The sequence below is a fragment of the Carboxylicivirga fragile genome (assembly GCF_050589805.1).
GTDB lineage: Bacteria > Bacteroidota > Bacteroidia > Bacteroidales > Marinilabiliaceae > Carboxylicivirga > Carboxylicivirga fragile.
The window spans coordinates 28609-54490 of the sequence record NZ_JBNGOY010000030.1; the positions used below are offsets into that span (position 1 = coordinate 28609).

Sequence of the window (25882 nt, forward strand, 5' to 3'; positions counted from 1 at the left end):
ACAGGTAATATTTTGCAATATCCTTGTATATTGCTCTCATTAACTGTAGATAAACCATGATTAACATTTACCTAATTTCCACACTTGTAGGAAGCCTGTTATTGGCTACCTTACTTTTAATGATTGTTACCTCTTTTTACGAAGAACGACCTAAAGCTGCCAAAAAGGCAATACTAAGCTTACCAATAGCACTAATATACATCGGCTTACCTTTTCTAAATCAGCCATACACATCCTATCTTTTATACTTCATTAATATCCCATTAATCATTTTTTCCTGCTACCTTTTTCTACCATCTTTTTTATTTAAAAAGAAAAAAGAAACAATAGCTATGGGGCAAATGGACGAGCGCAATATCATGTTTGCGCGAAAAGAATTAAAGCCGGAAACAGAAAGGTTCGACGACTATTATAAAGAATTTCCAGAGCATAAAGCAAGTGATGATGAGTTCAGAAAATTACCCGGTCTGCTGGGCCCAACATCTCGTTTCTCAAATCAACTTGCTTATTCGGCAACTGATTCTATTTTTAAAACGGTTGATGTTCTTCATCCCTTGGTTGATGGAGAAATTGCAGAGAAAAAAACGGATATTTCAGAAGAAAAACATGCTGAGTTTATCCAATCATGGCTAAAACATTCTGGTGCACTATCATCTGGTTTTACAACTACAAAAGATTATCATTGGTACACAACTGGTGGACGTGGTGACAGATATGGAATTAAGATTGATCCACAACATACTATTGCCATTGCATTTACAGTAGAAATGGATCAGAAGATGGTTGAAGCAGCACCACAAAGCTCCATTATAATGGAATCGGCCACGCGTTATTTACATGCTGGAATTATTGCCACACAATTGGCCGATTTTATTCGTCAGAATGGTTATGAAGCACGGGCGCACATCGATGGTAATTATCAGGTTGTGGCTCCATTGGTTGCTCGTGATGCCGGTTTAGGAGAAATTGGCCGAATGGGATTGTTAATGACACCGAGCCATGGTCCACGTGTACGCGTGGGTGTAGTTACCACCAACATGCCTTTACCTATTAGCAAAAGAAATTTTGACGATAGCATGGAAGACTTTTGCGACAAGTGTAAAAAGTGTGCAACCAACTGCCCGGCCAATGCCATCTCAGAAGATGCTAAAAAAGAAATCAACAATGTGGAGCGCTGGCAAATTAACTCGGAGGCTTGTTTTAAATACTGGTGCACAGCTGGTACAGATTGTGGTCGCTGCATGGCTACATGTCCCTACTCCCACCCCAATAACTTACTGCATAAAATGGTTAGATGGTCGATTAAATCTTTTCCTAACTTTAGGTATTGGGCTGTAAAAATGGATGATTATTTTTATGGTAAAAAAACAACAGTTGGTAAATTACCTGCCTGGCTATCGTATAAGAATAATTAAGAAATTCGTCGTTGTTTCACCTTGCTAGCTGGATTTCCTCGATATATAAAATTAGCATCTAAATCATTAGAAGCGATGCTATGCACTGATAAAATTGACTGATTGTGACAGGTCACTCCGCCTGTCACCATACTTTTGGCGCCCAACCAAACACCATCCTCAAGTATTATTGGAGCAACCATTAAATCGAAAGTTTCACTTTTATAATCATGATTCCCAATCAAGAGCATTGCTTCTTGCGATAGGCAGCAATTAGACCCAATCGTTACCTTATCAAGGTTGTCGATCCATACTTTCTCACCAATCCAGGTATAATTACCAATGGTTAGATTCCATGGGTATTTAATATTCACCGAAGGCTTTATTACCACACCCTTTCCAATTCTTGCTCCAAACAATCTTAACAACCTTACCTTTAAACCTGAAAAAGGGTTAAGTGGATTGATGAAAAAAAGTGCATTAGTTACAAACCATGCAGTCCGTTTCAAAGCACCTGCTCCTTCGTTGAACCAACTATTATTATATCTTGATAAATCTACTTGCGACATGAACTCTTATTGGTATTTAAACTCTAATGTAAATATAAATTGCTTTTAAAAAACAAAAAGACCACGAATTCCACAAATTAACACAAATTGTTCCGCTCGGCGGAACACAAAATCTGTATAATCATTGTAATCTGTGATTAAAAAATAATATTGTAAATATTAAATCCTTAAAGGCTATACCCTTCACAATTACATCCTCTTTTAACTATCAATAAAGAATGGGCTACAAATTGCAGCCCATTTCATACATCTAAATATAATTTAAATCACTAATTATAGCTGAACCATCGTATCGTCTTTGGTTTGCGCATCAACCACCGTTATGGCTGCCATATCGACTATTTCACGCACACTACTCTGCATTTGAAGTACATGAATAGGCTTTTTAATACCAAGAAGAATAGGTCCAATGATCTCAACCTGTCCCAATTGTTGCATCATTTTGTAGGCAATATTACCAGCACTCAAACTTGGGAACACAATTGTATTCACATCGCGCTTACCCAATTTTGAAAATGGAAATTTCTTATTTCTTAATTCAGCATTAAAGGCATAATTAGCTTGCATTTCTCCATCCACAGCCAAATCTGGATAATTCTGATGTAGATATTCTACTGCCTTCCGCACTCTTAAAGGACTTCCAATACGTGTTGAACCAAAGTTAGAGTATGAAACTAATGCAACAACTGGATCAATGTTAAACTTCCGTACTTCGTTGGCAGTTAACAGAGTTGTATCAGCTAAAGTACGTGATGATGGCTGACCATTTACGGTAGTATCTGCAAAAAAGTAAGGACCATTCTTCGTCATCACAATATACATACCTGCAATGTGATTCAGCGTATTATTGGAGCCAACTATCTGAATGGCAGGTTTAATTGTATCAACATACTTATTAGCAAATCCACCTAAAAAGCCATCAGCTTCTCCCGACTCTACCATCATAATACCAAAATGGTTTCGATCATTCATCTTACGACAGGCATCTTCCATATTCAAACCCTTACGCATGCGCTTCTCAAATAACAACTTAGCATAGCGCTCACGACGCTCGGCTTGCTCCTTTTCTTTTACATCAATAATTTGAAGATCAGAAATATCAATCTGATTCTCCTCAGCAATTTTAACAATATTGGTTCTATCCCCTAATAAGATAGGAATAGCAATACCTTCGTTACGAACTACGTCAACAGCCTTCAGCACTTTAAAATGATCAGCATCACAGAATATAATGCGCTTTGGATCCGACTTGGCTTTTACACGCACATCACGCACCAATTTATTATAGGTACCCATGCGTTTTTCTAACTCAATCTTATAGGCATCCCAATCTTTTATTTCCTGACGCGCCACACCCGTTTCGATGGCTGATTTAGCAACAGCAGGAGCGACTACCGTAATTAAACGTGGATCAACCGGTTTAGGTATTAAGTAGTCTTTACCAAACATTAAGTTCTGACTCTTATAGGCGGCATTTACTTTATCAGGCACATCTTCTTTTGCTAATTCAGCTAAAGCATAAACAGCCGCCTTTTTCATATCCTCGGTAATTGCCTTGGCCCTAACATCTAATGCGCCTCTGAAAATAAATGGAAAACCTAATACATTATTAATCTGGTTCGGATAATCAGAACGACCAGTAGCCATAATTACATCCTCGCGAGCAGCTATAGCATCTTCATAGCTTATTTCAGGAACAGGATTAGCCAAAGCAAAAACAATAGGATCGTTATTCATTGAACGTACCATTTCTTTGGTAAGAATGTTACCCTTCGATAATCCTAAAAACACATCAGCTCCATTGATTACTTCTTCCAAGGTACTTAGGTCACTTTCTTGTGCAAACTCAACTTTATATTTATTAAGATCCGTACGTTTGGTAGTCATCAAACCCTTACTGTCCAACATGTATACATTTTTAGGATCAGCTCCTAAACTCATGTACAATTTAGTACACATAATGGCAGATGCACCAGCCCCATTTACAACAATTTTAACTTTAGTAATATCTTTACCAACTACGTCAAGCGCATTAATTAAACCTGCTGCTGAAATAATAGCCGTACCATGTTGGTCATCATGAAATACTGGAATATCTAATTCTTCTTGCAAACGCCTTTCAACTTCAAAGCACTCAGGAGCCTTAATATCTTCCAGGTTAATACCTCCAAAGGTTGGAGCAATGGCTTTGATAATCTTTACTAATTCGTCAACATTCGTCTCATCAACTTCAATGTCGAACACATCAACATCGGCGAAAACTTTAAATAATAATCCTTTACCTTCCATCACTGGTTTTCCAGCAAGTGCTCCAATATTTCCAAGACCAAGTACGGCTGTACCATTAGAAATGACACCAACTAAATTACCTTTTGCCGTATAACGATAAGCGTCTTCAGGGTTCTTCTCTATTTCGAGGCAGGGCTCTGCCACTCCAGGCGAATACGCCAATGATAAATCTAGCTGAGTACTGTAGGGTTTGGTTGGGACTACTTCAATTTTTCCCGGCTTACCATTTTCATGATAATCAAGGGCATCTTGTTTTGTGAATGAGGCCATAACACTTTTAATTTTGGTTAATTTATTGGTTAATGTACCAACAAAGGTCTAGATAGTTTTTTTTATATAAAGTGACTTTTATCGCAAATAATCAAATTTGCAAGTATTTTCAATAAGCAATTTAAGCATAAGAAATACCATTTTCCATCTTTTACACAGAAAGAAATCACACCTAATAAGAAAAAAAAATGCTTATAATTGTTCATTCGAAAAATCAAGAACTCAAAAACAAAAGATAAACAATGCAATCATTAATAGGTCCCAATCAGCATTTCGTAGTACTAACAGTGGTATTCGCCGCTGCCGCTTTTGGCATATGGTCGGAACATAAAAAATGGTTTGGTAAAATATCTGGCATATTGGTTACCATGATATCTATGTCGCTACTTGCTATGGCTGGTGTAGTGCCAGTTGGTTCGGGCACCGAGGTATCTGTTCCGGTGTACGATATGGTTTTCACCTACTTTGTGCCCATTTCAATTCCCTTATTACTAATCAGTTCTAACATCACTAAAATAATAAAGGAAAGTGGTAAATTATTAATCGCATTCGTCATTGGTGCCATAGGGGTAGTTATTGGCTGCTTTATAGCCTATTATATTATTGATCTCGGAGAGGACTCAGGAAATACAGCTGGTGTAATAGCGGCGACTTTGGTAGGCGGAAGTATCAACTTTGTAGCTACCGGAGAAGTCCTTAATTTTAGCACCAACCCTTATTTCTCGGCAACCATCGCTGTTGACAATTTTGTTGCTAATCTGTATATCCTATTTCTATTTTTGGTTCCTGCACTTGGTTTCCTAAAGCGTTTTTTCAAACCTCAAGAATCAAATACTAAAACTGAAAATACCGTAATTGAAGGAGAAAAAGAAACCAAAATAACGATGGAACGGTTTGCCATTGTGCTTTTAATTGCGGTAGGCATAGCTGCTTTAGGAAAATTCATTGCCCCTTATCTACAGGAGGCTCTCAACACGCCTCTAAACCTAAGCATCCTCATAATTACCGTTTTATCATTACTACTAGCTAATTTATTTCCAAAAAAATTACAATTGCTCGAGAACACTTCTTTTTCGATTGGCTTGTGGTTGATGTATGCCTTTTTAGCGGTGATAGGTGCCTCAACCAATCTTCAGGAAGTACTTAAGGTAGGTCCAAACTTATTCCTTTTTTACATGATCATTATGGTGTTTCATTTCACATTCCTGTTGGGAACCGCAAAACTATTTAAACTGAATATGTTTGAAGTTATCATATCTTCGGCAGCCAATATTATGGGGCCATCGGTTGCTGCACCCATGGCAGCCTCATTGGGGCAAAAGAAAATGGTAACACCAGCTATATTGGTAGGTATACTTGGCTATGTAATTGGAACCTTTATAGGTGTTAGTATAGCCATTGCTTTAACGTAAAATAAAAGAAAGAGGGATCTCTCGTTAGAAATCCCTCTTTGCAAATAATCTTACTATTTGTTTAAACCTTTAGTCCTAATTTATTAAATAGTAACACCTAATTTTATTTAATATCCCACCATAGGCGAGTTTCATATTCATCAGAACCTCCATTTAACATATCAGCAGCAGCTTTAACATTAGCTTCATTGATAATCCACTCTCTTGATGAAAATTTCAAGCGCATTGGAATGTCTGCTTCGGTTTTTCCCGTAGGAACATTAAAAGTTGGCGAATCTAAGCGACGTGCTTCAGCCCAAGCTTCTCCACCTTGAAGAAATAAAGCAATCCACTTTTCACGACCAATTCGTTCTAACTTAGCATCAAGTCCAGTAACTTGATCTAAGTCAACACTCGGAAGTGCTAAATATGTATCGATATCAGTTTGTACATCCTCAATCTCTAAGAAATCAGCATAATATTGTACACTTGATTGAATCGCATTATTATAATGTGTTGTGGCATCACCAGTATTAGGATAGTTACGCAAGGCAGCTTCTGACAAAAAGAATTCTACCTCAGCATGATCAATAAAAATTCCAGGAAGATCTTCAGGTCCACCACCATACCAATAACCATTATTCTTATAATTCTTAAAAGCAATCAAATCATAATTAATATTCGCATATCTCCACCACGTACCTGTCTCACCGTATGGTAAACCTGAATAATACCATGGGCCACCAAAGTACATATATATGCGAGGATCATCATTACCAGCCATAATATCATAAATCGTGTTACTGGCAACAACTCCTGGAGTCCATCCATCTAATACATTTTCGAAAAACATATTAGCAGATGGAGAATCTTTATATTTTAACATGGCGTTTTCATCATTAGAATCTATAACTCCACCATTAGCTGGATCAATTGCCATCGCAACATATTGACGTGATAACGTTTCATCAACATCAGAAACACGCATAGCTAAACGTAAAAGCATTGAATTAGCAAACTTTCTCCAAGCAGTTATATCACCACCATATATTAGGTCCTGTGATCCTAAAGCCATATTAATTTCAGGATTTGAAACGCCAGTTACTGCGCTAGATAATTGTGTTAATAATGACACATAAATATCTCGTTGACTGTCGTAAGCTGGCGTTGGATCGTTCTGAAGATCAAAGCCATTTGAATAGGTTGCAGGCCCATTAACATCTGTGATATTTTGCATACAAAAAGCCTCAAGTGTCATAAGAATCAAATTCCACCCCTCTTTTTGTTCTTTTGAAAAAACCTCTTCATCGGCTTCATCAATCATACTATTCATTTCACGAATATTGGCAATTGCCATATAAAACTCACCAATATTACGATCCAACATTCCGTCACGAAACTTATAATTACTTTCCTCTGCGTATGAAGGCTGTGAAAAATGCTGACATAATACACCCGTTACAATATCGTTAACATCATTATTAAAATAATGATTCATTGCGATGGATTGAGCTGTAGGTAATAAGTATTTTGGATGAACGACCTTTGTACTTTTGGTATTATCATTTATCGTCTCAAAATCTTGAGTACAGCTAAACAAGCCTAAGAGCATGAAAGCAACTACCAAGTTTTTAATGTTTATATATTGTTTCATCATGTTAATTTTATTTTTTTTGAATTCACTGTTATTTAAAATTATACTAACAGGGATTTCCTTTATATCTCTATGTTTTAAACTTTCTGAATCAGAGATTAAAATCCTATTTTCAAATTAAAAGCAAATGTGCGTGAAGTAGGCATAGTTCCTATATCCAGCCCTTGCACATTACCCGAACCATACGTTAACTCAGGATCAATATGATCAATATTACGATGTAAGATTGCCAGGTTACGACCACTAACTCCAAGTGATAAATTACTCAAACGTAATTTTGAACAAAAAGCCTGTGGTACTGAATATGATAAACTCACCTCACGAAGCTTAACGTACGAAGCATCAAATACAGAAGCCGCTTCAGGATTATTTCCAGAGTCCGCTGCATCCTTAATTGTTACACGCATATCATTAGGTGTACCATCAGCTTTAACACCAGCTACTATTACACCACCAGAAGTATTATCATCTGTCAATGGATCACGTTTGGGATTACCCAAATCATTTAATCCAACAGTATTCTCAAGAATACCAGTTTGTGTTCCCCAATAATCTGTTAGCGAGAATAAGCTACCACCTTGTTTAATATCAATTAAAGCGCTTAACGACCAAGCTTTATATTGGAAGCTATTATTAATACCTGCTCTCCAGTCCGGAGCTACTTTGCCTAATATCTGGTTGTCGTCTGATTGCATATAAAAACCATCTTCATCAACCATTTTGTTACCATTCTCATCGTATACAAAATCAGTTCCGACCAACACAGGATATGGCTGTCCTACGCGGGCTGCAACAGCTACGTGATTACTATTTAATACATGAGAATCAATTCCTGGAGCCAATGATTTAATTTCATCCTCATATTGCGAGAATGTAATATTCATAGTCCAATTAAAATTATTAGTACGTACAGGCACAGCGAACATATCCATTTCGTATCCCCACACATCGCGTTGTCCAGCATTCATATACTGCGAATAATATCCAGTTCCTACACTTACTGACCCTGGAATTATCTGGTCCTTTGTTACTTTATTAAAATAGCTAAAATCCAAACCTAAACGATTATTTAAAACTTTTAAGTCAAATCCTAACTCCCATGAGTCTGACATTTCAGGCCTCAACTCTGGGTTGTTCTTTGTTGATCGACGACCATATCTAAAGGTATCTTCACCATTAAAATTACCATAGTTATAATAAGTATCGTAAGTACTTGCGAAAGGAGCATCGTTACCTACACGAGCCCAGTTTGCACGTAACTTGGCAAAACTTAACCATGAGGCATCAACCGCCTCACTAACAATCCAACTTCCCGAAACACTTGGGTAGAAGTATGAATTATTGGCATCAGGCAAGGTACTTGACCAATCGTTACGCATACTTAGATCTAAATAATACTGGTTTTTATAACCGATTGAAGCTGTCCCAAAAACACTATTAACACGGCGTCCCCACTTTCCATCAGTAGCTCCAATTTCAGGACTTCGACTATTGTGAATTGTGTACAGGTCATCTATTTCGATTCCATTGGCAGTATTAACGCCTAAAGTTTCATTGGTGTTATCGCGACGACTTGTCCCTAACATTGCTGTTACATTTAGATCGCCGAAGGTTTTGTTGAAATTCAACATAGCGTCATAGTTACGCTCTGTTGCTATTTTCATATACTTACTGTAGTAACTCTGAGCAAATGAACCATTTGCTATACGTGTCTCAATCTGAAAATCGTAATGATCTAAAGTAGCTCGCCCTAAAACACTTAACCAATCGGTTATCTTATAATCGACTTGCCAGCTACCAATTGTACGATTACGCTCATCTTCTGGGTAGTTTTTATTAACCATCCAATAAGGATTATCCCAATAATTTGGGGTTGCGTTATCCCAACCTTGTCTATTCCAGGTTTTCTGTTCTCCATTATCTGATCGAGCATAATTAGCCAATCTTTCATAGTCAACATTGGTTTGCATCCACATACCAGCTGATGCCATAAACGAACGAGCCGTTTTCCAGTCATAACCTGTACCTGGACGGTTCTTTGCCTTAGTGTTAGTCCATGAACCATTAACAGTTGTAGACAAACGATCAGTTAGTTCTAATGTACCATTAAACTGAAATGTATTACGAATCAATTCTGAATTAGGTACTGTTCCTGCTTGGTTCATATTGGTATATGATGCACGGAAATTACCTTTGTCATAGGCTCCGTCCAAGGCAACATTATTGTTATACATAACACCTGTTTCGAAAAAGGCTTCAGGACCATTTTCCGCAGCTTTCCATGAACGAGGAGTTAAATAATTTGCCTCATCACTTGGATCAAACGCATCCCAATGTAATACCTTTACCGAAGGATCGAACTTTGGTCCCCATGACTCATCTGTTCCATAATCAACCAATTGATATTCGGTACCATTTATCTCCTGAGTATCAAACGAACCACTCGTTCCATTATCCCAGTCCCAGCCACCGCCACCATACTCTCGTTGGTAGGTTGGTAAAGTTGCTTTATTAATCTTCTCAAAAGTTACACTTGAGTTAATTGAAACTCCAACACGGTCTTTTGACGAACCTTTTTTGGTGGTGATTAAAATTACTCCATTAGCACCGCGACTACCATAAAGAGCAGTTGCAGAAGCACCTTTTAATACCGAAATATCAGCAATATCATTTGGGTTGATATCCGAAGCCATGTTACCAAAATCATAACCACCTGCGCCTCTATTAGTTTCACCAGAATTAACAGATGCATTAGAGACTGGGATACCATCAATTACATAAAGTGCCTGGTTACTACCAGTTATACTTGAACCACCACGTATAACAGCATTGGTTGAACCACCCATGTTACCCGAAGCAGTAATATTAACACCGGCAACACGACCGGATAATGCTGAAGTAAAGTTGGTTGATTGAACTTTAGTTAATTCTTCACCAGCTACTTTCGAAACAGCATAACCAAGTGATTTTTCTTCACGTTTAATACCAAGAGCAGTTACAATAACCTCATCAATACTTTCGGTATCAGCAATTAATGTTACATCAATTACTGTTTTTCCATCAACAGCAACATCTTGTTTTTTATATCCAATAAATGAGAATGTTACAGTAGCATTGGAAGAACTTAATTGGATATCAAATTTTCCATCTAAGTCGGTAATTACACCATTGGTTGGATTTGATTTCTCAAATACATTTACCCCTGGAATTACTTCTCCATTTGAATCAGTAACGACCCCTTGCAAACGAACTTCTTGCTGTTGCTGTGTATTTACCACCTGAGGATTCATGCTACTTGGCGATAAGATTATTTGTTTGTCCATCAAAATATAATCCACATCGTCCTGATCAAACACTTGATCAAGAATATCAACTATCTTTTGTTCCTTTGCCTGAACATCAACTTTTCTTTCAACATCAACTAACTGATTGTTGTACACAAAAAAGAATTCAGAATTTTCTTCGATTTCAAGTAGCACTTCTTTAACCAATGCATCTTTCATCTCTACCGTTACTCTGGCATTCTGTGAATACGAACTGGAAGCAAGTGCGTTAAAACCGGCTAAGATTAATAAACCTAGAGTTAATCGCATAGTGAGAGTTAGTTTTCTGAGAAAAAACCATGAAGGACTTTTTCTCAAGTTGCCAATTTTTTTCATAAATTTGTATTGTTTAAATGAAACTTTAAATATTGCCTGTCTCCAAACAGGCTTATTAACAGGAAAGTGCTCCAACACTTTCCTGTTTTTTTATTTTATTATTACTTCACGTTTATTAAAAGATCCGTCCGCTCTTTTAGTTCCTTGTTTAATTTCATACTGTATTGGTGATGAGGTTACCAATATTTTTAAAAACTGATCCAGGGTTTCGTACATAAAAGTACCGGTTATGCGATACTGAAGTACTTTATTATTTGAGATAGAATAGTTCACATTATATCGTCTTGCCATACGTCTTAAAACAGAATCAAAAGGTTCATCAACGCACACCATCTTACCATCCTTCCAGGCTGCAAAGCGCTCAATATGTACATCCTTATTTAAATATAATTTGTTAGCACTCTTGATAAAACGCCCATACTGATTCGGAACAATTGAAGACAGTTCCTTCATTTTGCCATCCTTGTATTGACCAAGCACTACACTACCTTCTAATAAGGCAACAGAAACTTCCGGATCATTGTTATAAGCTGAAACGTTAAATGTGGTTCCTAATACTTTAACGTCAATGCCATTTGTATTTACAATAAACGGTTTCAATTTATTCTGATGCACCTCAAAGAGTGCTTCTCCGCTTAACTCGACATGCCTCTGTCCTCCTTTAAAAGTGGAAGGGTATTTTATTTCGGTACCTGAATTTAACCACACTTTTGAACCATCAGGTAACACTAATTCACTTTGCACTCCATATGGTACTTTCATCGATAACATGGTTCCTGATGATGCTTGTGTTTGAATCATCTTATACCCTAACAATAACAATAAAGGGAGAAGTAGAATTGCCGCAGCTTTTGAAAAACTCTTGTAAAACTTGAAAAAAGGTGAAACAGTTGGCTCCTTAAGATTTATTTCATGATGTATCTTATGCAGTACAGCATCAAAATCTTTATGCTTACAATCTATCTTACTTTCTGAGCTGGCAACCCAGTGTTGCCTCATAAGCTCTTTCAACTGATTTGAGTTATTGCTATCACGTAAGATTTGAAGCACCTCTTTCAATTCTTCCTTCGAACAATTACCGTGTATATATTTATTTAAAACTTCCTTCATATTTCGATATCTATAGGTAATAACGATTTAATGATGCATTCCCCCCAATGCTTTTTTGCTTTTTTTTACAAAAATTCACACCTGCGGGCACAAAACAACTACAAAGCACTCACTATCTGCCAACTACAGACCGCACTCAAAAACAATAAAATGGATTTATCTCAAAAATTAGATAACAACTATACTATAAATAGATAATAAAACAAGGTACTGAGAACACCTGATTGCCCAAGGTGCTCCCTAAGAAAGGATAATGCCAATGTCATATGGTTCTCAACTGTTTTCTCTGAAATACCCTTAATTTCAGCTATTTCTTTATTGCTTAAACCTTTTTTACGGCTTAGAATAAATATTTCACGACGTTTCTCTGGTAATTGAGGTATGAGTGCTTCGTACTTTTCTTGCAGAAAATCAAAATCAGATAACTCTTCAGCACCACTATTGTTTGACATTGTAACGCTTCCAAGGTAGCTCAAGTATTTCTTTTCGGTAGAACGTTTTCGAAATAAAGATAGAATGGCATTTTTAGTAACAGTAAAAATTAATGCATCTAAGCGGGTATCATCCTTTAAGGTTTTGCGTGATTCCCACAGTTTAATAAACGCTTCCTGAACAATATCCATGGCATCATCCTCATCTTTCAAATAAGACAAGGCAAAACCATAAATACGCTCGTGATACATGCCATAAACGGTATCCAGAGATTTTTTATTACCGCTGCGCAAACCATCACAAAGAATTTCGTTATTAACAACCATGATTTTAAAATTATCCTTCCAGAGACTTTTTTAATTGTTTGCCGACAAGCAACTGGATTTGCAATATTAACAATTTTTAAGAAACACAAAAATAATATGTGTCAACTTTTCCTCCTTCTTTCAAATTGTTCATTATTTACACTGAAAATAAATAACCCCAAGCGAATATATCACTTGGGGTTATAAAATATCGTTAAACGACTTTCTTTTCCTATAAATTACGGAAAAGGTAATCAGCTTTCATCTTATATAAATGTGGGCGAACGTTGCCACCATAAATACTATGATTACGGTTTGGATAAGCAAACATATCAAATTGTTTGCCTGCCTGAACCAAACGATCAACATATTCCATCACATTCTGAAAATGTACATTATCATCGGCTGTACCATGAATTAAAAACAAGCGCCCAGTTAAATTATCCACGTGATTAATTGGACTATTGTCGTCGTACCCTTTGGCATTTTCCTGTGGACGACGCATGTAACGTTCGGTATAAACTGAATCGTAATAACGCCAGTTTGTTACCGGAGCAACCGCAATTCCAACCTTAAATACATCTGATTTACTCAAGCAAAGCGACGACATAAATCCACCATAACTCCACCCCCATATACCAATACGTGAAGCATCAACATAACTTAATCCGCCGAGGTATTTAGCAGCCTCAATCTGATCATCAGACTCTAATTTACCAAGGTTCATATAAGTAGCTTTCCGGAAAGCTTCACCTCGGGCACCAGTGCCACGTGCATCAACACAAGCTACCATGTAATCATTGGCTGCCAAATATTGCTCCCAACCTATTCCCCAACGATCCATTACTTGCTGAGAATTGGGGCCGCTATACTGTGTCATCAAAACCGGATATTCCTTATTGGCATCAAAATTTAGCGGCTTCACCATCCAACCGTTCAACTCAACTCCTTCAGAAGTGGTAAACGAAAAGAATTCCTTAGGACTAATGGCCATTCCATCTACTGTCGCTTTTAAATCTTTATTATCCTCCAATACACGAATTTGCTTACCTGTACCGTCGTGAAGTGTCACTAAAGTAGGTGTAGTGGTATTTGAAAAGTAATTGATATAATATTTAAAGCCTTTACTAAAAGTCGCTCTATTAGAACCTTCAAGTGTTGAAAACAACTTCTTCTTTTTTCCATCGGCTCTTACAGCATACACCTCACGTTGCATGGGAGATTTAGCCGCTGCCTGGTAATAGAACAAACGGGTTTTAGAATTATAACCTAAATAATCTGTAACATCCCACTCGCCCTTTGTAATCTGAGCTACTTCAGCGCCAGCCATAGTATACATGTAAATGTGGTTGAAACCATCCATTTCTCCCACATAAACAAAATGTTTGGCATCGTCTAAAAACTGCAGATTATCCAGTACATCTTGCTCAATGTAAAACTCGTTACGATCGGTAAAAATGGTATTACAAACTCCCGAGGCAGTATTAGCAATCATTAAATCCAATTGATTTTGGTGGCGATTCATTTTGATGACACCTAACTTTCCTTCAGTTTTTGTAAATCGAACCCGTGGAATATAGATATCTGTTTCGGTTCCGATATTCATGGTTTTAGTGGTACGATTTTTAATATTAAAAACGTGAACGCTAACAATCGAATTATCCTCTCCGGCCTTTGGGTATTTAAAACGTTGCTGATCGGGGTATAATTTATTTTCCTCTCTATTGGGGAACGAAGCCTGATAAACCGGAAATGAAAACTCTTTCACTTTCGACTCATCCGAGCGCACAAAAGCTATTTCTTTACTATCAATCGACCAATCGTAAGCCTTGCTATTGCCAAATTCTTCTTCGTACACCCAATCGCTCATACCATTAATAATAGCATTGTATTCACCATCTTTGGTAATTGCACTTTCGGTTCCAAACTTAAGTTTTTTCAGAAATAAATCATTATCACGAACAAATGCTACCATTTCACCGTTCGGAGAAAAAGACGCAACTTGCTGTTTACCATTTTCTGACAAGGGTGTTAATTCCTTATGTTCCAAATCATACACATAATAATCTGCCTTAAACGAATGACGATATACTCTTTCACTATTGGTATAAAACAAAACCTTTGATTCATCGGCGTTAAGTTCATAACCTTGAATACGTTCAACCGGACAATCTTCTACCGTAGATAAATCAAGAATTGTAGCCACTTTATCACCCGATGAATACTTGTACTTTTCAATCCGAGTTCCTTGTTCCAAAGTAGTAAAATGAACACCATCGTTCATTGAACTAAGCCCATAAACCGATTTTGCATAGAAGGTTCCCAAAGAGGTTACATCTTCGAGTGATACGGTTTTCTTTTGTGCATGCATTGTCATTGGTAACACCAATAACACCATGATATAAAATAACTTTTGCATATAATAAGTGTTTTAATTTCTAGCTATAAAAGTAACAGAGTTCAAAGCTAAAACAAATGCTGGTGACAAAACAATGGCAAATGACAGTATTTCATTTTTTTGTATCCCGCATTGAAAAACAAGGCATAAAAGTATTATTTACACTTATACATTAAGGTATTTCAAGAAAAGAGATTAATTTAGCAGATCTATTAAAAACAACATAAAATCACACTATGACTGCTAAGGGACACCCCAAAGCTATTACTCGATTATTGCTACACCTTCATCCTAAAAAAGTGAATGTTCAAGCCATTAAATTTAACCGCACTTTTGGCTTGGGTGGCATAGCTGCACTTTTATTCGTTTTACTTTTCATTAGCGGAATGTTACTGCGTTTTGCCTATGTACCTTCCGTAAAAGGTGCTTACGACTCAATCGTTGACCTTCAGGAAAACATCTTGTTTGGCTCAATACTGCGAAATCTTCATTATTGGAGTGGCATGCTATTAGTAGTGGTTTCATTCCTTCATGTATTAAGGGTTTTTTATTCGCAATCCATCTATCATGAGCGACGTAAAAACTGGCTATATGGCTTAATCATTATGTTTTTGGTAGTTTTCTCCAATTTCACTGGTTATCTCTTACCTTGGGATCAATTGGCTTTTTGGGCTGTCACCATCATGACCAATATGCTTAGCTACATTCCTTTTATTGGTGACGCTTTGGCTGATATGGTAAGAGGTGGAAATGAAGTTAGCGAAACAACCTTACTGCGCTTCTATCATTTTCATACAGGCTTATTACCTTTATTGATGGCATTTCTTCTTTCCGTTCATTTTTGGTTGGTACGTAAATCAAAAGGCGTAACTGTTCAGAAAATGGAAGAAAAACAAATGGTAGATACCAATCCTAATCTGATATACAAAGAAATATTTACCGCGCTCATTGTGATTGTGGCACTTCTCTTGTTTTCAATGCTTGTGAATGCTCCACTACTGGAAAAAGCAAATCCATTAATTAGTCCAAATCCAAGCAAAGCGCCCTGGTATTTTATGGGTTTTCAAGAATTACTTTTACACATCCATCCGGGTTTCGGAATATTTGTAATACCCGTATTGGTAACTACTTTCTTCATTTACATTCCTAACATCAAATATCCGAATTTAAATGTGGGGCAATGGTTTAATTCTGAGAAAGGAAAAAAGCTAACTATCCTTTCACTTATCTTTTCCTTAGTATTAACCATTGCGGTTATTCTAACAAGTGAGTTCTTTTTAGATTTACGCAATTGGATGCCAAACATTCCAGTTCTGATTAGTACTGGTCTCTTATTACTTTTACTCTACTTTATTCCAGCAGCAGCTTTTCTTTTCTACCTAAAATCGAACCAAAAAGCTGAGAAGATTGATTTAGTAATGGCCTTATTCACAATTATAATAACAGCATACATCGTGATGACAATAATAGGAAGTTTATTCAGAGGTGAAGGAATGCATCTTTTTGCTTAATGTGAGAGAATTATGGTTTTTAAGAAAATAAAATTTAATCGTCGTACATTTATAAAGAGAGCCATTTACGCGGCTCTTTCAATCGAGGTACTCTATGTATTTACCAGATTATTAAATAAGAATAATCAATCGGATAAGGAAAATGGACTGTATGACGCAGGCAACATCAACTTTTTTGAGAATGATAAGGTATACCCCTTCAGCAAAGGTCATTTCTATTTATCACGATTTAAAGATGGTGGTTTATTAGCTATCTCAACCAAGTGTACACATTTAGGCTGCACCATTCAATTCAATAATAACAAAGATAAATTTGTTTGTCCATGTCACGCATCGGCCTTTACAAAAAATGGTGAAGTACTATCGCCACCGGCTACTCGTGCCCTTGATATTTACCCGATTACTATTATTGACAATAAGGTAATGGTAAATACCAGTAAAGCCATAAGAAGAAATAAATACGATGCGTCGCAATTAACATATGTATAAATGATGGATACCCAAAAATATTCCAAGGCATCAAGCATTCTACTCATTGTGGTTATTTTGCTTCTACCAGCTTATTTGTTGATAAAGACTTATGGCGTACATGGTGAGGAGAATGCAAGCGTAGAGCCACAGTTTACCGGAAAAGAGAGTTGTGTGGAATGTCACCTCACAGAATACAATGATTGGATGGGTTCGCACCACGAACGTGCCATGGATTATGCCACAGAAACAACAGTTCTTGGCGATTTTAACAACGTGGAATTTGAAGCATTGGGAATGACGCACAAATTCTTTATGCAGGACGGTAAATTCATGGTTAATACCGACGGAGCTGATGGTACAATGCAAGATTTTGAAATAAAATTTGTATTTGGCGTAACACCACTTCAGCAGTACCTGGTAGAATTTGAAGGTGGGCGACTGCAAACCTTGGCTCTTACTTGGAACTGTTTGAAAAATGAATGGTATCATATGGCTGCCCATGTTTATGAAGGACAAAATATTGAGCATGGCAATTGGTTGCATTGGACCAATCAGGCTCAAAACTGGAACAGTATGTGTGCCGATTGCCATTCAACCAACCTCATAAAAGGATACGATCATAAAACTGATACCTATAATACAACTTGGTCAGAAATAAATGTAAGTTGCGAAGCTTGCCATGGCCCAGGATCAGAGCACTTGGCTTGGGCTGATTTACCCGACTATGCGCGAGAAGATATCGAGAATTACGGACTTGTTGTGAAAACCAGTGGAATTGATCACGTACAGTATGTGAATAATTGCGTACGTTGCCATTCACGACGTTCTTCCTTACAGGATTTTGACCATTCCAGCGAAAGTATTTACGATCATGTTATTCCTAACCTGCCAGAACATCCAACCTGGCACATTGATGGCCAAATTCAGGACGAGGATTACGTGTACGCCTCATTTATCCAAAGTAAAATGTACATGAAAGAGGTACAATGCAACGATTGCCATAATGTACACAGTGGTAAACTATTGTATGGTACTGATTATAATAAACTGTGTGCCCAATGCCATGTATCCGATATTTACGATAGTCCTACACATCATTTTCATAAGGAAGCAGGTATGCCTGGCAAAAGTGTGATTTCAGATTCGAACATAGAAATGGAGGTAGGCTCAGGCACGCTTTGCATCAATTGTCATATGCACGGTCAGTTATATATGGGGGTAGATTATCGTCGCGATCATAGTTTCCGTATTCCTCGACCAGATATGTCGATTAAATACGGCACACCAAATGCCTGTAATCAATGTCATACCAACGAAAGTAATGAATGGTCGGAAAAACATATTACGAATTGGTTTGGAAAGAGTCGTCGCTTTCATTTTGCAGAAGCTTTTTCTGGCGCAGTAAACGAAAACGTAGTGGCCGTAGATCAATTACAGGACATTGCCAAAAATGAATTGTATCCTCCAAGCATCCGTGGATTAGCACTTCAACACATGGGTACCTTTTTTCAGGATTCACTCAGAACAATTGTTGATGACTATACTTCTAACCTCGATCCTACAATTCGTTTGGCAGCCATACGTGCTAATCAAGTGGTTGAGCCTTCTGACATCCAACGCTTATTACCATTATTAAACGATGAAACCAAGGCTGTAAGAACCGAAGCGGCACGTTTGTTATCTACTGTTGGTTTAGATCAAATACCAGACAATTATAAAGGTATTTATGAAAAAGTGTACAAAGAGTATGAAAACATACTGATCTATAGTTCTGATTTCCCAATAGGTAAATTTAATTTAGCCAACCTATATTACAATAGCGGCAAAAATGAATTGGCTGAAGAGTTTTACATCAAAGCCTTAAAACAGGATGAAGAACTACATTTTGTAAAACTTAACTTGGCCTACCTGTATAATCGAATTGGTAAAAATGACAAGGCTTCATTACTGTTTGATGATTATTTGAAACATGAACCAAATGATGGTCAAGCTTTGTACTCATATGGCTTGTTGCTATCTGAAATGCAAAAATACGATGAATCGCTTGAAACATTATTAAAAGCTAACAGAGCGCAACCTGATCGACCACGGGTTGCTCACAACATAGCTATGATGTATGATTTTAAAGGTGATAAGACAAAAGCTGAATCATATTTGAAAAAAGAAATGAATTTAGTTAATGATTATAATGGAAAAGCAGAGTTATTACGCTTTTATCTCACTAACCAAATGCAATCAAAAGCCTTGAATCATGCACTTGAAATGCAGAAAGAATTTCCAAATATTGATGAGTTAAATCAAGTAATCAGACAGTTACAAGGGCAATAATACAAATCCTTTAAGAGATAAAAATCCCATCTTTCTTACAGTTGAGAAGATGGGATTTTATTTTTTTAGAATGTAAAACTAAGTTCTATCTCTGTTACATTCATACCAATTTCAATAGTCTGAGCTGGATCTAAAGGATTCTGGCCTTTTACCGTATTGTTTAGGCCATGAGTCAAGGCAAAATTTACAGCTTTACCTTCAGTCCCGATGTTTTTGGTTAAACCCAAGGTAAGGTGTGTTTCATTTACGGCGGGAGCCAATATATTAAACATCACTTCCGATTCAGGAATAGGTTGCTTACCATATGCGCCACCAACCCTAAAAATCCATGCTTCATTCGCCTCGTATTCTGCACCCAGTTTAAAAATGGTCATATCTTCCCATCCAAAACCCGGACCATCATCAGTACCCAACAAGTTACCTTCCATCAATTTAGATAGTGGGCTACCAATTGATTTAACCGAACTATAATATATTTGTTGCACGTCGAATAGCAATCGCAATTTATTTGACAATTCATAATTTAAACCAACGGTCCAATTGGCAGGCGTATCAAATCCTCCTTCTTCGGCAAACAAACCCGCATATTCTTTAAGTTTACTGGCATATAAACGTGACTGAAAGGTAGCACCAACATGAAATCCTGTTGCTATTTCGCCCATATAACCAATTTTAAAACCAAAACCTAAATTAGTATCAGTACCATTACCTGATAGCTTTTCGGCATTTGATGACATACCGCCTGCCCCAAAGGTTGCCAATCCATCGGCTTTAAACATCTGATATGAAATAATTGCCGATAAACCAATACCGTGTTTTTCTCCCAACTTCATCGAGTATGTTGGGTTTGCCATTAATTGAGTTAAATTAACTCCGGTGGTTTCACTCGTTGGATCATGAAAGGTTGCTGTAGGATAATTTGTACTAAGCCCCCCACCATAAATAGATATACCAAAGGCACTTTTTTCATTTATTTGCCAGTTGGCTCCAAGTGATGGAACAAATATCACTTTTGAGTCACTCGTTACAGTTCCTGGTATCAGACTAAAAGCCGGTGGTCCTGAAGGTGCTCCAGCAATGGTGTATTCACGATCTGGCAGGAAGATTCCGGCAGCAATACTGTATTGCTTTCCTAAAAATGCATTACCTGCCGGATTACCACCGATAATTGACGTACGATAATACGCAACTCCAGTTCCGCCAAGCCCTTTACTGATTGTTCCATGTCCCAGCATGAAATAACCATCGGTAGCATTCATTTCAACCGAACTTAATAATCCCAGTACTAATAGGATAATTGAAATCTTTTTCATTTGAATAGATTTGAATAATTAATATACAATTAGTACTGTCAACATTGCTTGTAATGAGTATAAATATACTATTTAATACGGACGAATTATAAAGATTTAGTACAATAACAAAAAAACATTTATCAATACTGCTCATTAGATTCCAATTACCAAGGAATAATGTAAAGTTGCATGTCCATAAAACATACAACTATTCACGCATAGCTATTAAGAAGTAATAACTTCATTAAATACTATTCCGTAAGACTGCAATTCCTTAAGTATTGGTTCATATAATTCTTTGTTTGTCGGAATATGCACACCTATTTGTGTTATTTTTCCCTGAAGATAGAGTTTAACAGCTATTGCTAAAGGCAAACCGACCGTTTTGGCCATGGCTGTATTTACACTATTTTGCCCTTCAACAACCAATGATGAAGTTAAGCAAGTATCATTAGAATCTCCATCAAGCCTATAAATGAACTTGTGCCACATCACAACCATATCTTTATCCTCCTCTTGCAACAACCACTTTTCAGTCAATAATTTTTCAAGCACTTGTGCCGGAGTGGCGCTTTTTAAGCCAATTGGTTCATCTTCAAAAATACCTAACCACTCTAAACGATGTATAATATCCGAATCCTGATCGATATGCATGGCTCGATACAATTTAGTTTCCACCGAATCGGAAGGGTGATAATACAAAAACGAGTTCACGAAATCACGATAGGTCATTCCTTCCAAATGATCCATCACGTAAGAATCATCAGTCATACCTAATTGAACGAAAACATTCCATGCCCGACAAAAACCAGTGCGGCGAAGTGTACCTCGATAAACTGTTGGAACATTTTCGAGGTGATAGCGGTCGATGTATTTTAGTGAATCTCGATTAGCATAGCCTTCGAACTTGCCATAATCTTCAATCTCGATTAATTCAGTTCGCCTAAATAATCGGTTGTATGGAATATACTTGTACTTACCTTCCTGAATAAACTTAGCGGTGCCACCTTGTCCTGCCACAACCACATTACGTGGATTCCACGAGAACTTGTAATGCCATGGATTATTGTCCGATTCTGGAGCTACCAATCCTCCCGTAAATGATTCAAACGCTTTTAGTTCATGCCCATCTTCTTTAAGCCGATCCAAAACCTGCATGGCTGACATATGATCGATACCAGGATCTAAACCCATCTCATTCAGAAATAATAAACCTTTAGCTTTGATTTCTGTTTCCATGGATTTAATCTCGTCCGACTCATAGGATGCTGTAAACAAGGATACACTCTTCGCTAAACAAACTTTTGCTACAATGGGGTGTAAACTAGCAGGTAATAAAGAAACAACAATATCACTAAGCACCACTTCATTATCGAGTTGTTCTTGATTAAATAGGTCAAATTTAAGCACTCGGGTTGATGATAAAATTTGGCCTTCTAATTGTTTTATTTCCTTATCGGCAACTGAAATGCGCCAGTCATTATCACCTGCGTGGGTTTCCAGATAATTAATTAAGGCAATGGCTGAACGCCCAGCTCCTATAATGAGAATATTCTTCATACTACCCTTTTCTCTATTTTACGTTTGGTTTAATAATAGTAATGCTCACTCTTAGGAATTAGCGTAATCCTGCAAATACTTAAAACGCTCTTTTAATTGACCGCCTTCTGCAATTGTAGCCCGCTCAATTACCCTCTCTCTATCACCTTTAATGATAAAATCCAGAACACGATTATTTAGATGATTACCAAATTCGCGCGAAGCATCTTTGGGCAATCCACTAGGTAAATTATCCACGGCCATTACCGTGATGTTTTTCTTATTCGAAAAGGCAGGCTCTTCCATACCCGTAGTAGGATTATAGTCGTAGTTCATATCATCCAACTTAGTTGCTCGAATGGTAGATGGAATGGAACCATTTATATCGCATGTGATATCGGCTACAACTTCAATATTAAAATCAGCTTGTTGCATATCGTTTAAACTAAACAATACAGGTGCGTTTGGATCCCAGTAAGCTGCTGAAATCAATAGATTAGTCATGGGATAAAAACGCTTGAAACTGCCTTTATACTCAGTTGGGTTTTTAAAGAAATGTTGAATATCAAACTTTAACCCTTTCTTGTTAACATTGTAATCTCCCGAAGAAAGCTGCACATAACAAGGCTCGTCGTAGGTATTATTCAAATAGTCGTTAATTGACAAGCGCCGGATAGCCAACTCTTCCAATACTTCAAGTACACCATTGGCAACACGTCCTGTACCCGTTAGCAAGAGCTTCACATTAGGAAGTTTTACCTTCTTAACTTCCCGAAGCATTTCAAGTTTATCTTCGCATTGCTCTACTGGTTTCAATTGGTAGAGCTGATGCCGTAAGCCATAGGTAGCAAAAGCATTGTATGCCCCCACAAGACCAGCATACCTTCCAAATCCTATCAATCTCGCCCCATTCGAATCCTGTAATAATTCAATATCTATTAAACGAATATTTCGATCAAGAACAGTCTTTAATAAAAGACTGTTTTGAGGTTGTTTTTTTATGGTGTGCGAAAAAAACATATATGATTTCTCTGGTAATAGGTCATCCACTAATACTTCTTTTACTCCCAGAAAAAGATCACAAGAACTGATATCGGCTTTCACAGTTATACCATTATCGATGTACTCCTCATCGCTAAAACAACGTTCCACACTACTTTGCACTTCGATGCTCAACTTAGGATACATATTCAACAAGGTTTTACACTGCCTTGGACTGAGCGGTACCCGCTTATCGGCTGGCTGCTTTCCTTCTCTGAGAATTCCTATCTTCATAATTAAGAGTTGTTGTTTGATGATAAACTGCTATAGATATAACAGTGTAGTCCAATAAATATTGAATAGCTTAGTAATGAGCATATCCAAAAACAACTTTGGTAGCTATTCACTGAGCGATTACTGAGCTTGCCGAAGTATGTCGAAGTGATTATCTAGTAAAAATCAGCATTGTCAATTTTTCATCTCGATTCACCCTTCGACAGGCTCAGGGATCATCTCAATGATCGAACTTTGTTTATGGATATGCTCATTTACTACAACCTTTATATGTTAAACTCAATCCCTTGAGCCAAGGGCAATTCTGTACTGAAGTTAATGGTGTTAGTCTGACGACGCATGTAGGCCTTCCAGGCATCTGAGCCAGACTCACGTCCACCACCTGTATCTTTTTCACCTCCAAAGGCACCGCCTATCTCGGCACCTGATGTACCAATATTAACGTTGGCAATGCCACAGTCCGAACCTTCGTGTGATAAAAAACGTTCTGTCTCTAACATATTTCGCGAAAAAATTGCCGAAGATAATCCCTGAGGAACTGCATTGTGTAAGTCAATGGCCTCATCCATGTCCTTGTATTTGATTAAATAAAGTAAAGGCGCAAATGTTTCTTCTTGCACAATCTCGTAATGATTTTCGGCCTCGGCAATACAAGGTTGCACATAACACCCCGACTCATAACCTTCACCTTCAAGTACATCACCTCCATAAATTATTTTACCACCTTGCTCTTTTACTTTTTCAATGGAATTGCGAAAATCTTTCACTGCTGCTTTATCAATAAGTGGCCCTACAAGGGTTTTACTATCCAAGGGATGCCCAATACTAACGGACTTATAGGCTGCTATTAATTTGGTCTTCATCGTTTCGTAAATAGACTCGTGCATGATAATGCGTCGCGTTGATGTACAACGCTGACCACAAGTACCAACAGCACCAAATACAATGGCGCGTAATGCCATTTCCTGATCAGCTTCGGGCGTAACAATAATTGCATTATTCCCACCTAATTCAAGAATATGTCGACCTAGGCGCTCACCAACTAATTTACCGACTTTCTTACCAATCCAGGTAGACCCGGTAAACGAGATTAATGGAATATTTTTATCCGTTAACATATCGTCAGCCAAATACTTCGAACTGGTAGCTACCAGACTTAGAACACCTTCTTGAATATTATTACGCTTCAATACATTTTCAACGATTTTATGAACCGCCACCGCACACAACATTACTTTCGACGATGGTTTCCAAACAACCACATCGCCACAAACCAATGCCAACATTGCGTTCCAGGCCCAAACAGCTACGGGGAAGTTAAAGGCGGAAACAACTCCAACTATACCTAAAGGATGGTACTGATCATACATACGATGCCGCACTCGCTCAGAATGTGTGGTAATACCATATAGTTGACGCGACTGCCCAACCGCAAAATCACATATATCAATCATCTCCTGAACCTCGCCCAATCCTTCCTGGTAGATTTTTCCCATTTCGTAAGAAACAATCTTACCTAATGGTTCTTTGTATTTACGCAATTCATCTCCCAATTGACGAACCAATTCTCCACGAACCGGAGCAGGTACCATTCGCCATTCTTTAAAAGCTCCTTTAGCCTTTTCAATTACCTCTTTGTAATCCGAATTGAGAGCCTGTTGCACCCCTCCAATTTCTTTACCATCGGCAGGGGAAAAACTTGTTAGTATATCACCTGTGGTATTCTTCCATTCTGTTCCTGTACAAATACCAGGGTTAACTTTATCAATTCCAATTTCTTTCAGTGCATCTTCTATACCGTACATTGTTATTTTTTTTTAATATTTATTCCATATCAATTTAGCATGCCATGCGATCAATCAAAAACTTTAATTATCATTTCAATATACCGTTAATAATAACAACAAGCCAAAGTTATATTTGTTTTAAATATAACTTATATGGAGTTTTTTGTTAGAATCTTAACTTAATATTTTACATCTTTTGCTATTA

At 37.4% G+C, this 25882-nt stretch carries 16 protein-coding genes; 5 read left to right on the forward strand and 11 right to left on the reverse strand.

Going from position 1 to position 25882, the window contains the following annotated elements; translation table 11 throughout:
- Positions 1-56: 56 nt before the first annotated feature.
- Positions 57-1415, forward strand: a complete 1359-nt coding sequence (locus ACRD7B_RS13945) for a 4Fe-4S dicluster domain-containing protein (protein WP_430825186.1) — start codon at positions 57-59, stop codon at positions 1413-1415.
- Here the strand turns inward: ACRD7B_RS13945 and ACRD7B_RS13950 are convergent.
- On the reverse strand, positions 1412-1963 hold the full coding sequence (locus ACRD7B_RS13950; protein ID WP_430825187.1) for a WcaF family extracellular polysaccharide biosynthesis acetyltransferase: 552 nt from the start codon (positions 1961-1963) through the stop codon (positions 1412-1414). The two genes, ACRD7B_RS13945 and ACRD7B_RS13950, sit on opposite strands and share 4 nt — an antisense overlap.
- Positions 1964-2236: 273 nt before the next feature.
- Positions 2237-4522 (reverse strand): NADP-dependent malic enzyme, encoded by a 2286-nt coding sequence (locus ACRD7B_RS13955; RefSeq protein ID WP_430825188.1) that lies wholly within the window; start codon positions 4520-4522, stop codon positions 2237-2239.
- Positions 4523-4764: 242 nt separating this feature from the next.
- Here ACRD7B_RS13955 and ACRD7B_RS13960 point away from each other — a divergent pair, with 242 nt between their 5' ends.
- Positions 4765-5934, forward strand: coding sequence for a DUF819 family protein (locus tag ACRD7B_RS13960; protein ID WP_430825189.1), 1170 nt, complete (start codon positions 4765-4767; stop codon positions 5932-5934).
- Positions 5935-6037: 103 nt separating this feature from the next.
- On the opposite strand, the gene ACRD7B_RS13965 is transcribed toward ACRD7B_RS13960, so the two are convergent.
- The 5 genes from ACRD7B_RS13965 to ACRD7B_RS13985 form a co-directional block, all read right to left on the reverse strand.
- A complete protein-coding gene (locus ACRD7B_RS13965) occupies positions 6038-7570 on the reverse strand; it encodes a SusD/RagB family nutrient-binding outer membrane lipoprotein (RefSeq protein ID WP_430825190.1) in 1533 nt (510 codons plus the stop codon).
- Positions 7571-7665: 95 nt separating this feature from the next.
- A complete protein-coding gene (locus tag ACRD7B_RS13970) occupies positions 7666-11160 on the reverse strand; it encodes a SusC/RagA family TonB-linked outer membrane protein (protein WP_430825191.1) in 3495 nt (1164 codons plus the stop codon).
- Positions 11161-11316: 156 nt separating this feature from the next.
- The gene (locus ACRD7B_RS13975) at positions 11317-12336 is read right to left on the reverse strand and encodes a FecR family protein (RefSeq protein ID WP_430825192.1); all 1020 of its coding nucleotides are present in this window, start codon (positions 12334-12336) and stop codon (positions 11317-11319) included.
- A 179-nt stretch (positions 12337-12515) separates the two neighbouring features.
- Positions 12516-13094, reverse strand: a complete 579-nt coding sequence (locus ACRD7B_RS13980; RefSeq protein ID WP_430825193.1) for an RNA polymerase sigma factor — start codon at positions 13092-13094, stop codon at positions 12516-12518.
- Between the two features lie 211 nt (positions 13095-13305).
- Positions 13306-15492: a S9 family peptidase gene (locus tag ACRD7B_RS13985; RefSeq protein ID WP_430825194.1), complete on the reverse strand. Its 2187-nt coding sequence runs from the start codon at positions 15490-15492 to the stop codon at positions 13306-13308.
- A gap of 215 nt (positions 15493-15707) precedes the next feature.
- Here ACRD7B_RS13985 and ACRD7B_RS13990 point away from each other — a divergent pair, with 215 nt between their 5' ends.
- From ACRD7B_RS13990 to ACRD7B_RS14000, 3 genes are read left to right on the forward strand one after another with little or no spacing between them, the layout of a single operon-like run.
- On the forward strand, positions 15708-16982 hold the full coding sequence (locus ACRD7B_RS13990; protein ID WP_430825195.1) for a cytochrome b N-terminal domain-containing protein: 1275 nt from the start codon (positions 15708-15710) through the stop codon (positions 16980-16982).
- 12 nt (positions 16983-16994) lie between these two features.
- Positions 16995-17471 (forward strand): QcrA and Rieske domain-containing protein, encoded by a 477-nt coding sequence (locus ACRD7B_RS13995; protein WP_430825196.1) that lies wholly within the window; start codon positions 16995-16997, stop codon positions 17469-17471.
- Positions 17472-19781 (forward strand): multiheme c-type cytochrome, encoded by a 2310-nt coding sequence (locus tag ACRD7B_RS14000; RefSeq protein WP_430825197.1) that lies wholly within the window; start codon positions 17472-17474, stop codon positions 19779-19781.
- A 65-nt stretch (positions 19782-19846) separates the two neighbouring features.
- Here the strand turns inward: ACRD7B_RS14000 and ACRD7B_RS14005 are convergent, their stop codons facing one another.
- From ACRD7B_RS14005 to amaB, 4 genes are all read right to left on the reverse strand, one after another.
- Positions 19847-21094, reverse strand: coding sequence for an OmpP1/FadL family transporter (locus ACRD7B_RS14005; RefSeq protein ID WP_430825198.1), 1248 nt, complete (start codon positions 21092-21094; stop codon positions 19847-19849).
- Positions 21095-21301: 207 nt separating this feature from the next.
- Complete coding sequence (locus ACRD7B_RS14010) at positions 21302-22636, reverse strand: saccharopine dehydrogenase family protein (RefSeq protein ID WP_430825199.1); 1335 nt, start codon at positions 22634-22636, stop codon at positions 21302-21304.
- A 51-nt stretch (positions 22637-22687) separates the two neighbouring features.
- The gene (locus ACRD7B_RS14015) at positions 22688-23890 is read right to left on the reverse strand and encodes an NAD(P)-dependent oxidoreductase (protein WP_430825200.1); all 1203 of its coding nucleotides are present in this window, start codon (positions 23888-23890) and stop codon (positions 22688-22690) included.
- Positions 23891-24156: 266 nt separating this feature from the next.
- Complete coding sequence (gene amaB, locus ACRD7B_RS14020; RefSeq protein WP_430825201.1) at positions 24157-25695, reverse strand: L-piperidine-6-carboxylate dehydrogenase; 1539 nt, start codon at positions 25693-25695, stop codon at positions 24157-24159.
- Positions 25696-25882: the final 187 nt, after the last annotated feature.

What these genes read in the sequence shown, in the direction of transcription:
- ACRD7B_RS13950 (WP_430825187.1), bottom strand. Translation starts at nt 1,963, where the DNA reads ATGTCGCAAGTAGATTTATCAAGATATAATAATAGTTGGTTCAACGAA.
- amaB (WP_430825201.1), bottom strand. Translation starts at nt 25,695, where the DNA reads ATGTACGGTATAGAAGATGCACTGAAAGAAATTGGAATTGATAAAGTT.
- ACRD7B_RS14000 (WP_430825197.1), top strand. Translation starts at nt 17,472, where the DNA reads ATGATGGATACCCAAAAATATTCCAAGGCATCAAGCATTCTACTCATT.
- ACRD7B_RS14005 (WP_430825198.1), bottom strand. Translation starts at nt 21,094, where the DNA reads ATGAAAAAGATTTCAATTATCCTATTAGTACTGGGATTATTAAGTTCG.
- ACRD7B_RS13965 (WP_430825190.1), bottom strand. Translation starts at nt 7,570, where the DNA reads ATGATGAAACAATATATAAACATTAAAAACTTGGTAGTTGCTTTCATG.
- ACRD7B_RS13955 (WP_430825188.1), bottom strand. Translation starts at nt 4,522, where the DNA reads ATGGCCTCATTCACAAAACAAGATGCCCTTGATTATCATGAAAATGGT.
- ACRD7B_RS13970 (WP_430825191.1), bottom strand. Translation starts at nt 11,160, where the DNA reads ATGCGATTAACTCTAGGTTTATTAATCTTAGCCGGTTTTAACGCACTT.
- ACRD7B_RS13960 (WP_430825189.1), top strand. Translation starts at nt 4,765, where the DNA reads ATGCAATCATTAATAGGTCCCAATCAGCATTTCGTAGTACTAACAGTG.
- ACRD7B_RS14015 (WP_430825200.1), bottom strand. Translation starts at nt 23,890, where the DNA reads ATGAAGATAGGAATTCTCAGAGAAGGAAAGCAGCCAGCCGATAAGCGG.
- ACRD7B_RS13975 (WP_430825192.1), bottom strand. Translation starts at nt 12,336, where the DNA reads ATGAAGGAAGTTTTAAATAAATATATACACGGTAATTGTTCGAAGGAA.
- ACRD7B_RS13980 (WP_430825193.1), bottom strand. Translation starts at nt 13,094, where the DNA reads ATGGTTGTTAATAACGAAATTCTTTGTGATGGTTTGCGCAGCGGTAAT.
- ACRD7B_RS13995 (WP_430825196.1), top strand. Translation starts at nt 16,995, where the DNA reads ATGGTTTTTAAGAAAATAAAATTTAATCGTCGTACATTTATAAAGAGA.
- ACRD7B_RS14010 (WP_430825199.1), bottom strand. Translation starts at nt 22,636, where the DNA reads ATGAAGAATATTCTCATTATAGGAGCTGGGCGTTCAGCCATTGCCTTA.
- ACRD7B_RS13985 (WP_430825194.1), bottom strand. Translation starts at nt 15,492, where the DNA reads ATGCAAAAGTTATTTTATATCATGGTGTTATTGGTGTTACCAATGACA.
- ACRD7B_RS13990 (WP_430825195.1), top strand. Translation starts at nt 15,708, where the DNA reads ATGACTGCTAAGGGACACCCCAAAGCTATTACTCGATTATTGCTACAC.
- ACRD7B_RS13945 (WP_430825186.1), top strand. Translation starts at nt 57, where the DNA reads ATGATTAACATTTACCTAATTTCCACACTTGTAGGAAGCCTGTTATTG.